General features: G+C 43.7%; 14 protein-coding genes. 4 read left to right on the forward strand and 10 right to left on the reverse strand.

What is annotated here, in order from left to right; genetic code table 11:
- Nucleotides 1-149: 149 nt before the first annotated feature.
- On the reverse strand, nt 150-1,073 hold the full coding sequence (locus C0J08_RS08015) for a DMT family transporter (protein WP_212655619.1): 924 nt from the start codon (nt 1,071-1,073) through the stop codon (nt 150-152).
- Between the two features lie 103 nt (nt 1,074-1,176).
- On the opposite strand from C0J08_RS08015, the gene C0J08_RS08020 reads away from it, so the two are divergent.
- The gene (locus tag C0J08_RS08020) at nt 1,177-2,088 is read left to right on the forward strand and encodes a LysR family transcriptional regulator (protein WP_249344582.1); all 912 of its coding nucleotides are present in this window, start codon (nt 1,177-1,179) and stop codon (nt 2,086-2,088) included.
- Here the strand turns inward: C0J08_RS08020 and map are convergent.
- The 4 genes from map to trpB all read right to left on the reverse strand — a co-directional run bounded on the left by map (nt 2,081) and on the right by trpB (nt 5,189).
- Complete coding sequence (gene map, locus C0J08_RS08025) at nt 2,081-2,857, reverse strand: type I methionyl aminopeptidase (protein WP_212655623.1); 777 nt, start codon at nt 2,855-2,857, stop codon at nt 2,081-2,083. The two genes, C0J08_RS08020 and map, sit on opposite strands and share 8 nt — an antisense overlap.
- Nucleotide 2,858: 1 nt before the next feature.
- Nucleotides 2,859-3,068, reverse strand: coding sequence for a ParD-like family protein (locus C0J08_RS08030; RefSeq protein WP_212655626.1), 210 nt, complete (start codon nt 3,066-3,068; stop codon nt 2,859-2,861).
- 82 nt (nt 3,069-3,150) lie between these two features.
- Nucleotides 3,151-3,936 carry a tryptophan synthase subunit alpha gene (gene trpA / locus C0J08_RS08035; protein ID WP_212655628.1) on the reverse strand — a complete coding sequence of 262 codons (786 nt, stop codon included), beginning with the start codon at nt 3,934-3,936 and terminating at the stop codon, nt 3,151-3,153.
- On the reverse strand, nt 3,933-5,189 hold the full coding sequence (gene trpB / locus C0J08_RS08040; protein WP_212655630.1) for a tryptophan synthase subunit beta: 1,257 nt from the start codon (nt 5,187-5,189) through the stop codon (nt 3,933-3,935). Before trpB ends, trpA begins: the two co-directional genes overlap by 4 nt.
- A 218-nt stretch (nt 5,190-5,407) precedes the next feature.
- On the opposite strand from trpB, the gene C0J08_RS08045 reads away from it, so the two are divergent.
- Nucleotides 5,408-5,941 carry an isochorismatase family protein gene (locus C0J08_RS08045; protein WP_212655632.1) on the forward strand — a complete coding sequence of 178 codons (534 nt, stop codon included), beginning with the start codon at nt 5,408-5,410 and terminating at the stop codon, nt 5,939-5,941.
- Nucleotides 5,942-6,012: 71 nt separating this feature from the next.
- Complete coding sequence (locus C0J08_RS08050; RefSeq protein ID WP_212655634.1) at nt 6,013-6,597, forward strand: TetR/AcrR family transcriptional regulator; 585 nt, start codon at nt 6,013-6,015, stop codon at nt 6,595-6,597.
- A gap of 50 nt (nt 6,598-6,647) precedes the next feature.
- Here the strand turns inward: C0J08_RS08050 and C0J08_RS08055 are convergent, their stop codons facing one another.
- On the reverse strand, nt 6,648-7,892 hold the full coding sequence (locus tag C0J08_RS08055; RefSeq protein ID WP_212655635.1) for a multidrug effflux MFS transporter: 1,245 nt from the start codon (nt 7,890-7,892) through the stop codon (nt 6,648-6,650).
- Nucleotides 7,893-8,096: 204 nt separating this feature from the next.
- Here C0J08_RS08055 and C0J08_RS08060 point away from each other — a divergent pair, with 204 nt between their 5' ends.
- Nucleotides 8,097-8,600: a hypothetical protein gene (locus C0J08_RS08060; protein WP_212655636.1), complete on the forward strand. Its 504-nt coding sequence runs from the start codon at nt 8,097-8,099 to the stop codon at nt 8,598-8,600.
- Between the two features lie 12 nt (nt 8,601-8,612).
- Here the strand turns inward: C0J08_RS08060 and C0J08_RS08065 are convergent, their stop codons facing one another.
- The 4 genes from C0J08_RS08065 to dbpA form a co-directional block, all read right to left on the reverse strand.
- A complete protein-coding gene (locus C0J08_RS08065) occupies nt 8,613-8,807 on the reverse strand; it encodes a hypothetical protein (RefSeq protein ID WP_212655637.1) in 195 nt (64 codons plus the stop codon).
- Between the two features lie 73 nt (nt 8,808-8,880).
- A complete protein-coding gene (gene guaD, locus C0J08_RS08070; protein ID WP_212655638.1) occupies nt 8,881-10,182 on the reverse strand; it encodes a guanine deaminase in 1,302 nt (433 codons plus the stop codon).
- A gap of 78 nt (nt 10,183-10,260) precedes the next feature.
- Nucleotides 10,261-10,623: a VanZ family protein gene (locus C0J08_RS08075; protein WP_212655639.1), complete on the reverse strand. Its 363-nt coding sequence runs from the start codon at nt 10,621-10,623 to the stop codon at nt 10,261-10,263.
- On the reverse strand, nt 10,620-11,936 hold the full coding sequence (gene dbpA / locus C0J08_RS08080; RefSeq protein WP_249344644.1) for an ATP-dependent RNA helicase DbpA: 1,317 nt from the start codon (nt 11,934-11,936) through the stop codon (nt 10,620-10,622). The genes C0J08_RS08075 and dbpA overlap by 4 nt, the downstream gene beginning before the upstream one ends.
- Between the last annotated feature and the right edge of the window lie 210 nt (nt 11,937-12,146).

A 12,146-nucleotide genomic window follows, 5' to 3' on the forward strand; every position in this document is an offset into this window, starting at 1 on the left:
AAAAGTTGCAGACGAATCGTTAGTGCAGTTGAGTAAACCTCAGCACACTTTACTGATTATTTTAAGGATTGTGTGTTTGATTTCTTGTCTCTATATAGAAAGGAGGGCGTTTCCAGAACGTCCTCCTTTTTTGATAATAAAAAAACACTTTATCGTTTTAACGTCGCCATGATGGTGGCCAATAAAATACAAATACCCCCTATCATTTGTACCGTATTCAGGGATTCTCCTAACCAATAATAGGCAAAAATAGCTCCGAAGGCGGGCTCTGACCCCGTTAGCAGGGCAACTCGTGAGGACGTAGTGTATTTAACGCCGAAGTTCTGCGCAAAAAAAGCGAAGATGGTACAGAAAATCACTAGGTAAAAAATGATTGCCCAAAAGGCAAAGTCGGTCGGGAATAACTGCTCAATTGGGTTATTGCTCACAATAAAAATGAGTAATGCACCAAGCGTGACGATATTAGCCTGAATGCTTGTCGTGCTCAGAGGTGATAACACTCTATCTTTCAGTAAGATTTTTGTTGTCACGACCATACAGGCTCGTAGCAACGCCGCTAATAGGATGGAATAGTCTCCTTTATTCAGATTGAAAGAGAAGGTCTCGGGTGTTTGCTGGTCGATGCCTTGCGTGGTCAGTAGAAAAACACCAAAAACAGACAGCAAGGCAAATAATACGATCGATCTACTGGGCAGTTTTCGGTCCGCAATGGATTCGACCAATGGAGTAATAAGTACACAGAGACTGATCAAAAAAGCCGCTTTAGATGCTGTGGTGTGAAACACACCATAGATTTCAGCAAGAAAAATACACAGTAAAATGCCGCCAGTTGGCACGGCAAATTTCCAGTCTTTTGCTAATCCTTTGCGCAGCTCTTTTATAAAAATAGGGGCGAGTATAAGCGATGTTAAACCAAAGCGGATGATAATAAAGGCCAGTACGCCAGTATAGAGTAGGGCATCTTTTGTAATGCCATAGCTTGTTCCCCAAAAAAAAGCGGTTAACAAAAGTGATAGTTCGGCGATGGGCAATTTTGAAAAAACGGATGGGTTAGTTAGCGTTTGTGATGACATATTTGCTCTCTAAGAAAGGGTGAGTTGAGTGATAAAACATGCTAACTTATGTTTATGAAGATTATAATTGCCTAAAAAATCAAAAGACTTATGACTCATGGACATGAATAAGCTGATTGCTTTGTTGCCTGATATGGCGGCTTTTGTTGCCGTTGTTGAAACTGGAAGTTTTACTAAAGCGGCTCAAAAGCTGGGTGTGACCCCGTCTGGCGTTAGTCGACAGGTTTCAAGAATAGAGACCGCGTTGTCGGCGGTATTAATAGAACGTACGACACGTCGTCAAACCACGACTTTGGTAGGCAGAGCGGTATACGAGCAATGTCGGCAAATGCTAGACAGTGCAAAAGAAGCTGTTATTGCCTCGGAAAATAATGCCAACGAGGCTTCCGGTCGTCTACGTATCGCCGCGCCGGACTCATTTGCCAGACAGGTTTTAGAGCCTTTGCTTGTGTCTTTTATGCAGCGGTATCCAGCGGTTTCTTTGCAAGTGCTAGTGACAGACTTGCGAGTTGACCCAGCCTATCAGAATGTTGACTTAGTTTTTTATATCGCCGAGAAGCCATACGAACATTTGGTCTGCAAAACATTAGGCCGTGTTCGCTCTGTTTTGTGCGCGAGTCCTCAATACTTGGCTGATCATGGTGTACCAAACTCTCCAGAAGATTTGACCGATCACTCCTGTTTACCTCTTGGATTATTTGATGGTGATACGATCTGGACCTTTAGCCAGGGTGAACGGAAGACGGTCGTTACTGTGGATGGTCGTTATATGGTGACGGATGCTGAAATGCGCTTGAAAGGCGTGATGAATGGCTTTGGTATTGCACCTTTTCCAGATTTTGTCGTCCAAGATGCTTTAGAAAAAGGGGAGGTGGTACAAGTACTGGAAGACTGGCAGTTAAACAGTGATTTCCAAGGTGGAATATACATGCAGTTTCCTGCAATGCGTTTTATGCCGAATAGACTGAGAGTCTTCATTGATTTTATGGAAAGTCATTGGGCTACGACTATTTAAGGATGCGCTCTTCATTTCTTAGCGTGAGTACTTCACATCCTGTCGAAGTGACCAAGATGGTGTGCTCCCATTGAGCGGAGAGTTTTTTATCAGCTGTCACAACCGTCCAGCCGTCTTTTTTTGTTTTGGTTTTGGATTTACCTTGGTTGATCATGGGTTCGATAGTGAAAGTCATGCCTTCTTTTAAGGTCATTCCTGTTCCGGCTTTGCCGTAATGCAGAACTTGTGGTTCTTCATGCATTTCTCGACCAATGCCATGACCGCAGTATTCTTTGACCACTGAATAGCCTTTGCTTTCTGCAAGGCTTTGGATGGCGGCGCCTATGTCGCCTAAGGTAGCACCCGGTTTTACTTTTTTGATCCCAGCCCACATGGCGTCATAAGTCGTTTTAACTAGGCGTTTAGCAACAGGATTGGCTTCGCTCATCACATACATTTTACTGGAATCAGCAATAAAGCCATTTTTTTCCAGTGTGATATCGAGGTTGATGATGTCTTTTGCTTTTAGTCGTTGATGCTCGCTTGGAACACCATGGCAAACGACTTCATTAAGCGAAGAGTTTAGAGAAAACTCATAGCCATATTGCCCTAGGCTTGCAGGCCTTGCCCCCAAGGTATTGCGAATAAAGTGTTCGACCTGATTGTTAATTTCTAGGGTCGACACACCTTCTTCAACAAAGTCATCAAGCATATGAAAGACGCTGGCTAAAAGTTTGCCAGATTCACGCATGAATTCGATTTCTGCTGGGGTTTTGATATGGACTTGCATGTTATTTTACAGCCTTAAGTGGCACTTCATCCGCATTCGCGTTGGCAAGTTCTTGGGCAATTAATTCGGAAAAGGTGAGGCTTGGATTTAGCTCGGCTAAGCGCCCCATTTTCATCCAAAATTCGGCTTGTGCATTGATAGAGCGGGACATGACGGTACTGCTTTTGCGTATGTCATCGTGAAGTTCGTCGGAGATTTTAATAATACCCATGAATATATGATCCATATATGAATTGTATGTGGATCATATATTCAGGTTTTGCGTTTTTCAAGTACTAATTATTGACTCTTCATTAGTGAAACAAATCTTTAATTAGCTTAATGCCCGCTTTTTGACCACCTTGGTTGTAGGCATCCAAAAGGGCAGAACCAATAATGGCAATGTCAGCCTTGCCAGTGAGCTGTTCGATTTGGGCACGCTCGCGTATACCAAAGCCGACGCCCATCGGAGCGCTGGCGTGTTGTTTGATCTGCGCCAGATAGTCATCAAGTGAGGTCTGCTTGGCTTTGCCTTCATGGCTAGAATGCCCAGTTACACCAGAGCGAGCGACACAATATAGGAAACCGCTTGCTTGACTTGCCAGCATGGCTAAACGGTCTGGTGGAGTCACAGGAGTAACTAACCAAACTGGATCGATGTTATTGGTTTTACAAGCCGATTGATAAGTCGCGGCTTGCTCAATTGGCAGATCTGGAAGGATTAAACCCAGAATGTTTTCCTCTGCTGCACGCTGGGCTAGTTTGTCTAAGCCAAAGCGATACATTGGGTTTAAGTAGCTCATTAGTACAATACGGCTGTCAGGAAAGCGCTTCGCGAGCTTGCCTAACTGAGATAAGCAAGTATCCACATCGAGTTTTTGTTCTAATGCTTTATGGCAAGCGGCGACAATACTTGGGCCGTCGGCGACAGGATCGGAAAAAGGGAATTGTACTTCGATGAAGTCCACTCCTTCCTCCATCAATTTTTCCATCCAACTCAAGCTTTCTTCAACACTTGGGTAGCCATAAACCACATGGGTCATGGATAAAATTGGCTTGTTTTGGCGTTTTGCTTCGATAAAAGTCGCTAATTGGCTCATGCTTTATCCCCTTTGTTTTGAGTGGTTGGGTAAGAGGCTAGGTAATCGGTTAAAAATTGTGGGAAGGTTTCGTCTTCCACTGCTTTTGCCACGTTGAAGATATCCTTGTCACCACGACCAGATAGGTTGATGACGATTTTCGCGTCTTTTGGTAGGTTTGGAGCGTCTTTAAAGGCACCCGCTAAAGCATGAGAGGACTCTAAAGCAGGGATAATGCCTTCTTTTTTCAGTAGCAGAGTACACGCTGCCACCACATCATCATCCATGGCATAGGTCATTTTAATTCGGCCTGTTTCGGCCAAATGGGCAATGATAGGGGAAACGCCAACATAGTCTAAGCCTGCTGCGATTGAGTGTGTTTCTTGTAGCTGTCCGGCATTGTCTTGCAAGAACATAGTAGCAAAGCCTTGGGCGATACCGGGCTGGCCAAGATTATGGGACAAACGAATGGAGTGTTCGCCAAGCTCCAAACCTTTACCACCAGCTTCGACACCGACCATTTCCACTTCTTTATCATCGAGGAAAGGTAGGAACAAACCACAAGCATTTGAACCACCGCCAACGCAAGCATACAAACGATCTGGAAATTGACCGAATTGCGCGACACTTTGCTCGCGGACTTCGTTGCCAATAACGGATTGGAAGAATGCGACCATTTCAGGGAAAGGGGCGCAACCACAAGATGTACCAATCAAATAATGGCTTTCTTCATGACTAGAAGACCAGTCACGCAACGCTTCGTCTAGTGCATCACGTAGGGTTTGAGCACCCGTGGTAACCGGCACTACGGTTGCGCCAAGTTGCTTCATCCAGAATACATTTGGATATTGGCGTTCAATGTCTTTCGCGCCCATATAAATGGTGCACTCCAGTCCTAATCGCGCTGCAACAAGCGCCGTAGCAATACCATGTTGTCCGGCACCTGTTTCGGCAATAACACGCTTTTTGCCCATACGTTTGACCAGTAAACCTTGGCCAATCACGTTGTTCATCTTGTGCGCGCCACTGTGGTTTAAATCTTCACGCTTTAGATAAATTTGCGCGCCGCCAAAGTGTTCGGTCAAATTCGCGCAAAAAGTCAGCGGTGTTGGGCGGCCAGAAAACTGCTGCCATTGTTTATTAAGCTCAGCGAGAAACTCAGGGTCGTTTTTGGCTTCTTCGAACGCATGTAAAATTTGCTGTTGGCTCGAATAAAGAATTTCAGGAATATAGCTACCGCCGTATTGCCCGTAGAAACCGTTCTCGCTTTGCATGACTTGCTCCTAAAATTGTTATTTATTTAACTATACCGTTTAGTTAATTTAATGCGATGATAGATGTTCGTCAAGTAATTTGTATTAATTGATAAGAATCTAAAACCGTGAATAGATATCGATAGTGTGAAAGATCAGAGCCACATTAAGTTTTGCATTAGTCGAAGAAAAGGAAGTCGTTTAAAATCATCTTATATAAGTATGTTTGAGGATGGTTTATGGATATTTTACTGGTCATTGATATGCAGAAGTCGATGTTTTTAACGCCAAGGTTAAATACAGATAGCGTTGTAAGTAACATCAATTCACTGGCTCGTTTTATTCGTCAGAATGGCGGAGTGGTTTTGTATGTTCAACATAACGGGACGGTAGAAGAGGGGTTGGCTGAAGGGACTCCAGGCTGGGAAATTATTGATGAGCTGGATGTTCAGGCTGATGATATGAAAATGACCAAGACCGCTTGTGATGCGTTTTATGAAACAAATTTAGCGCCAATTCTTACTGCTTTGAAAGCGGACAATGTGGTTATCACTGGTGCGGCAACTGAGTTTTGCGTCGATACGACGTTAAGGTCTTGCTTGAGTAAAGGTTTTAATCTGACGGCCATTGCAGATGCTCATACCACCGCTGATCGAGAGCATTTGTCGGCAAAAAGTATTGTTGAACATCATAATTGGACATGGGCAAATTTGATTCTTCCAGAAGTAGATCTAAAGGTTGTTACTACTGCTGATTGGATTGGGACTCATTGAACATGTTGATGGTGTTACGATTATCAAGAGTGAAATACATTCAAGCTTTCTAGCGATTCCAAGAGGAAATTATGGCAAGAGGAAGACCCAGTAAAAAAGCGCACATAGTGGAGTCCGCATGTGGCTTATTTACTCAGCAGGGTTATCAAAGCACCAGCATTGACCAAGTCGTTGCCACGGCTGGCGTGTCTAAGCCCACGGTATACAGTAATTTTCCTACCAAGTTGGTATTGTGGGAAATGGTGTTAACTTCGTTAACAGAGCAAGCGCAAGGTGACATGCAAAAAGCGTTAGGTCGTTTGCAATCTAAAAAAGAGGCGTCGCTAATAAATGGCTGGATGTTGCTCTGGCAAGTGTGGGTGAATAAAGCGGAGCACCTTGCTACGTACCGCATTTTATTAGGGGAGCAGCATAAAATGGCACCTTCTACCTTTGCCTTATTTACTGAGTTTGAAGCGGTTTTAGAATCCACTTTGAAAGCATGGATTGCGGACTTTAGTGTATCTGCGGTGAATTTCTTTGCATTGAAAGCGGTGAGCAAAGAAGCGCTCCTGATGCCAGCCTTGATGAAACAGAGGATGATGGATAAGCCAGACTTGGAAAGTCAGCTTGATGCCTTGTTAGCTGATTCTATCACCATAAAAAAAGCCAAATAGTACTGACTATTTGGCTTTTGATTTTTTCTATGAAAGCTTAAATGTTGCCGTTAGATTGCTGTGTTTGGCTCTTCAATCTCTTCCTCAAGGCGGCCTTTTTCGGCCCAATACATGATGCATATTGCCAGAGATCCCATCACCACAAAACCACCCGAAATCGGCAATAAGGTATTGTTGTACATTTGGCCTATGATAGTACCAATTCCCATCGACATGATCGCTGATACCGAACCAATAACCGCAGAAGCAATACCTGCAACATGGCCCATAGGCTCCATCGCAAGAGAGTTGACATTACCGAATAGCAAGCCAAAGCAGAAGAACAATATGGAAGCGTATACGAGGAACATCCATAGAGTAATGGAAACGAAGGCATGCAGAGCGAAAAAAGCTATGGAGGCGATAACGACAATGCAAATAGAGCGGAAAGCAATATATCTTGCGCCATGTTTTTCCACAATGCGAGAGTTGATTAGCGAAGAGAAACCTAATACCAAGGCGAGCAAGCCAAAGTACAGGGCAAACAGGTTTCCAGTCTTAAACTGTACTTGAAATATCTGCTGTGAAGAGTTCAGATAGCCAATGAAACTACCGAAAAATAGCCCCATGCAAATAGTGTAGCTCGCTGTAATGCGATTTGTGACAACTTCTTTAAACCCTTCTACAAAACCTTTTTTGGAAAACGGAATCCGATTGGACTTTGGTAGGGTTTCTTTTAGGCGTAAGCCAATCCAAGCGGCCAATATCACCGCATAAACTAGGTATAGCTCAAAGATACCGCGCCAGTCTGAAACAAACATGATAGCTTGCCCGAGTGTTGGTGCAATAGCTGGAACCAGGACAAAAATCATCATCACCAAAGACATAATCCGAGCCATTTGAGCACCATGATACAAATCACGTACTAACGAAATAGCTGAGATATAAGGTCCAGCAACGCCCAATCCTTGGATAAAGCGACCTAACATGAGCATTTCTAAACTGTCTGCCTGATAGCACACCACGGTGCCGAGCAAATAGATTGCGAAGCCACAAAACAAAATAGGGCGACGTCCCAAGGAATCGGATAATGGACCGCAAATTAACTGACCCATTGCCAGACCAAGAAACAACATACTGATTAGCAGCTGGGGTTGGTTAGCTGTAACCGCACCCAGCTCCTTTCCGATAATACCAAGTGCTGGAAGCAAGGCGTCGATCGAAATCGCCGTAATCGACATTAATAAAGCCACTAAAAGTGTGAATTCCTTCGCTCCCATGCCGGAAGCCGAAGTGTTGTTGTGCGCATTTTCCATATGTCATCCAAAGAAAATAGGTGTGTACGAAGTGAGAGAGCGATCAAAATGAGCCCTTAATAATAGCCGAGTATTATACTCAGCTATTATTAATATTCATCGGCGATTTTCACATTAATAAAGGAAGTTAATGCCGTTTAATCGGTTTGACTATGCTATTAGTAAGGTAGTAAAACATGAATACTTTTTACGAAAGGGTAACTAATGCATAAGAGTGAACAAGAAAAAATAGCGCTTGAACATCAAGCTGCCAAACTGTTTATGCGTTGCTATGAACGTAATACGGGTAAACCTATTCGTCATATTTGGCATAATGACCCAATTCGCCCCGATGTCTCTTGCATGTTAGAAGGGGAGCGTCTCGATATAGAAATTGCCCATCTCTACGGATCGGAAGAAGAGGCCATGGCAATTTTAGGTCGAAATCTTACTGATAAAACTCGTGCGACCTTACAGGCCTTGAACAATGAGCCTGCAGATGAACGTTTGCTTAGGTCTTTGAATAAAATTTTAGAGAATAAATCGGGTAAGCAATACGATTCAGACAGGGTCTGGTTGGTAATCAGAAATATGCACCCGGCTTGGAGTCAGGCGGATATAAAAGCACTTGAGCATCTTATTACAATCCCAGTGCCACATGCTTTTGAGAAAGTATGGATTCTCGGTGATATAGAGGGTAAAAGCGGTATTGTTCGGCTTTATCCCTAATATTAAAAACAACTAGTTATCTGTAGGTTTCTTTTCTGAACGCTTTTGGGCCAATTCATTGAGTCGTATTTGTTCCGCTTTGTATTTTTTCAGAATAATAAGTCCAACAATTAATGCCGCGCAGAAGAAGATGATTGCAAAGGCGCCGAGGGCGATGGTGGCTAGAGAATGCATAATCTTGGTGCTCAATAAAACAGTGGCGGTCATTATATAAAAAAATGGCCACTTTAACAGAGAAGTAAAGTGGCCGGCTTTTATACTTTGCTCAGTGGTGCTGGCTTTAGCGTTGGTGAACGCATTTCCCCGCAGAGTAGGTTGCTTGAATGGCTCTATCGTCGCCTATGGTCATAAAGACGAAAAGCGTTTCTTCGATGCTTTTAGACAGTGCTAAACGAGATTCTAGTAATGGCGTGCCTTTTTTATCAAGAATAATAAAGTCAGCTTCGCTGCCTACTGCTAAATTGCCAATTTTATCTTCTAGGCGAAGTGCTTTAGCCCCTCCTAAGGTAGATAAATACAGTGACTTAATTGGATTTAGGTTTTCGTTTTGCAATTGAATAACTTTGTACGCTTCGTTCATGGTTTGCAGCATAGAGAAGCTGGTGCCACCGCCAACATCTGTGCCTAGGCCAACGTTAACTTTATGCTCTTCAGCTTTATTCAGTTTAAACAAACCGCTGCCAATAAATAGGTTGGACGTTGGGCAGAATGAAATAGCGGAGCCGGTTTCGTGCAATCTATTATATTCGCTGTCGCACAGGTGAATGCCATGGGCAAAAACCGATCGCTCACTCAGTAGTTTGTGCTGATCGTAGACATCTAAATAGTTAGAACTGGTAGGAAACAGTTCTTGTACCCAAGCGCATTCGTCTTTGTTTTCAGAGAGGTGCGTATGCAGGTATACATCGCTGTATTCGCTTAATAGCTTGCCTGCCAATTGTAATTGTTCATCTGAGCTCGTTGGGGCAAAGCGAGGGGTGATAGCGTAGTGCAAGCGTCCCTTATTATGCCAAGTATCAATAAGCTCTTTGCTTTCTTGGTAGCTCGTTTCTGGCGTATCAGTTAAATAATCAGGGGCATTGCGATCCATCATGACTTTGCCGCAAATCATACGTAAATTTTGGACTTCGCAGGCCTCGAAAAAAGCGTCAACGGAGACTTTGTGAACCGTGCCAAACACTAATGCCGTTGTTGTCCCGTTGCGTAAAAGCTCTTTTAGAAAGCGATCCGCAACGTTTCGTGCGTGAGCTTTGTCTGCGAACTTGCTTTCTTCGGGGAAGGTGTACGTATTGAGCCAAGTGAGCAGTTGTTCGCCATAAGAGCCAATCATATCCGTTTGCGGGTAGTGAATGTGAGTGTCGATGAAGCCAGGAGTTATAATGGCATCTGGATGATGCTCAATAGGAGTGTTTTCTGGTAAGGTCGGCAATATATCGGCCGCGTTGCCTAAGGCGTGAATCTTATCGTCTTGGATGACTAGAATGCCATCTTCAAAATATTCATAAGCAGCGTCAATGCCAACATCTTTTGGGTCTGCGATGCAGTGAATGATGGCGCAACGCCACGCTTTCAAATGGCTCATATGTCTCTCTTAGGGTTATCTTGTAAAATAATATTTGACCGAACGGTTATACTTTATCAGGTCTTTTTTGTACTTTCATCAAACCTTAAGTTTAGATTCAAGAAATCGTTCAATTAACAGCCTTGCCATTATGATTAATATGACTCCGAGAGCGTCGGCATAAAAATCTAGCCACTCTGCATAGCGGTTCACATAAGGTTGAATAAGCTCAATAGCCCCGCCCCAAAAAATGATAAACAAAGCCATGTAAGTAAAGCGCTTTTTCGGTCCTAAGGCACAAAGTAATGCCCAGAATGCAAATCCGAGAACATGGTGTAATTTGTCTGAGCCTGGGGCGGTGGGAAGCTGTTCTAGGGGCATTAATGTCGACAAGCTAATGATTAGAGCCCCTAGTATAAAGCCGGCAGTTTGCACTGCCGGAGAGGTAAATCTTTGGATCATCTTAAAATACGTGCTCGAATGTTTTTACCTTTGATTTTCTTGTTTTCCAGTTCTTTGACGACTTTTTTAGCGACTTCGTTGTCGACGGAAACGTAAGCATGAAAATCGAAAATGTCGATTTTGCCCACTTGCGATTTATCTAAGCCTAAGCCTGCTGTGAGCGCGCCCAATATATCGCCAGGACGAAGCTTGTTTTTGCGGCCAGCATCAAAGGAAATGGTCGTTTTATGTGGAATCAAGCGATAATGCGGGTCAGCCGCATCAAGCTCGATGAAATTCGCTGTGGTATTAAAGCGAGTTTCAATGTCTCTTACTTTGTAGTCGTCTTTTGAGGTGACAAAGTTAACAGCAACACCGGCGGCTCCAGCACGGCCTGTTCGGCCAATACGATGAGTATGGACATCTGTGTCACGGGTGGTGTCGTAATTGACCACTAGGTCTATTTCTTTTACATCAATACCACGAGCGGCCACATCCGTCGCCACGAGAACGCAACTACTTTGGTTGCTAAAGCGCACCAATACTTGATCCCGTTGCCTTTGTTCTAAGTCGCCATGAATCGCTTGAGCTGCGACTTTGTGGTCGGCTAGCCAATCGGCAACAAGTTGTGATTCAGCTTTCGTGTTGCAGAAAACAATGGCTTGTCGAGGCTCAAAATGCTCTAAAGCAGCTAATAAGGTTTCGCATTTATCTTTGTTTTCACTGCGAACAAAAAATTGTTCGATGTTTGGTTTAAGATCTTCTTGTGCTTCTACCTTAATGCTAACTGGCTGATTCTGAAACTCTTTACTAATGGCTTCAATGCCATCGCCATAGGTCGCAGAGAAAAGCAGCGTCTGGCGGTTGCTTGGCGTTAATTCGACCACTTCTCGAATGCTATCGACAAACCCCATATCTAGCATGCGATCTGCTTCGTCTAATACTAAGGTTTTTAACGCATTGAGTTTTAGGGTGCCTTTACGCAAGTGCTCCATCAAGCGACCAGGGGTACCCACAATGATATGAGCGCCATGTTCTAGAGAACCAATTTGAGGACCAAATGGCATGCCACCACATAAGCTGAGTACTTTTATGTTGTCTTGATAGCGGGCTACCTTGCGAATTTCTTTGGATACTTGATCTGCTAATTCACGAGTTGGGCACATAACCAGTGCTTGAACACCAAAGAAACGAGGATTGATCTTAAGTAAAAGGGCGATTGAAAAGGCGAGTGTTTTGCCGCTCCCCGTTTGTGCTTGTGCAAGTATATCTTTGCCATCAATCATAGCTGGCAAACTTTGTTCCTGAATAGGGGTAAAGCTGGTGAACCCCATGTCTGACAATAAAGTGGTAAGTTTAGGGGGGAGGTGTTTGTTTAACGGGTGGTGGAATGTGGTCACAAAAGGCCTGTCTAATTAAGTCGATAATAGATCCAGAATACCAGAAAACGACCACAAATACTTTTTTTAACCATATATTCCGTGTTGTGCGTTTGATTTTTAGGTAAAGTGTTTAGTTAGAATAAGCGCAGTATCAAATAGTAC

Origin of the sequence: Marinomonas sp. CT5, assembly GCF_018336975.1 — a bacterium.
In the GTDB taxonomy this organism is placed as follows: Bacteria; Pseudomonadota; Gammaproteobacteria; order Pseudomonadales; family Marinomonadaceae; genus Marinomonas.

Coding starts and splice junctions, on each gene's coding strand:
- trpB (WP_212655630.1), bottom strand. CDS start 5,189: ATGCAAAGCGAGAACGGTTTCTACGGGCAATACGGCGGTAGCTATATT.
- C0J08_RS08060 (WP_212655636.1), top strand. CDS start 8,097: ATGCATAAGAGTGAACAAGAAAAAATAGCGCTTGAACATCAAGCTGCC.
- C0J08_RS08055 (WP_212655635.1), bottom strand. CDS start 7,892: ATGGAAAATGCGCACAACAACACTTCGGCTTCCGGCATGGGAGCGAAG.
- C0J08_RS08045 (WP_212655632.1), top strand. CDS start 5,408: ATGGATATTTTACTGGTCATTGATATGCAGAAGTCGATGTTTTTAACG.
- C0J08_RS08075 (WP_212655639.1), bottom strand. CDS start 10,623: ATGATCCAAAGATTTACCTCTCCGGCAGTGCAAACTGCCGGCTTTATA.
- map (WP_212655623.1), bottom strand. CDS start 2,857: ATGCAAGTCCATATCAAAACCCCAGCAGAAATCGAATTCATGCGTGAA.
- C0J08_RS08065 (WP_212655637.1), bottom strand. CDS start 8,807: ATGACCGCCACTGTTTTATTGAGCACCAAGATTATGCATTCTCTAGCC.
- C0J08_RS08030 (WP_212655626.1), bottom strand. CDS start 3,068: ATGGGTATTATTAAAATCTCCGACGAACTTCACGATGACATACGCAAA.
- C0J08_RS08050 (WP_212655634.1), top strand. CDS start 6,013: ATGGCAAGAGGAAGACCCAGTAAAAAAGCGCACATAGTGGAGTCCGCA.
- guaD (WP_212655638.1), bottom strand. CDS start 10,182: ATGAGCCATTTGAAAGCGTGGCGTTGCGCCATCATTCACTGCATCGCA.
- trpA (WP_212655628.1), bottom strand. CDS start 3,936: ATGAGCCAATTAGCGACTTTTATCGAAGCAAAACGCCAAAACAAGCCA.
- C0J08_RS08015 (WP_212655619.1), bottom strand. CDS start 1,073: ATGTCATCACAAACGCTAACTAACCCATCCGTTTTTTCAAAATTGCCC.
- C0J08_RS08020 (WP_249344582.1), top strand. CDS start 1,177: ATGAATAAGCTGATTGCTTTGTTGCCTGATATGGCGGCTTTTGTTGCC.
- dbpA (WP_249344644.1), bottom strand. CDS start 11,936: ATGGGGTTCACCAGCTTTACCCCTATTCAGGAACAAAGTTTGCCAGCT.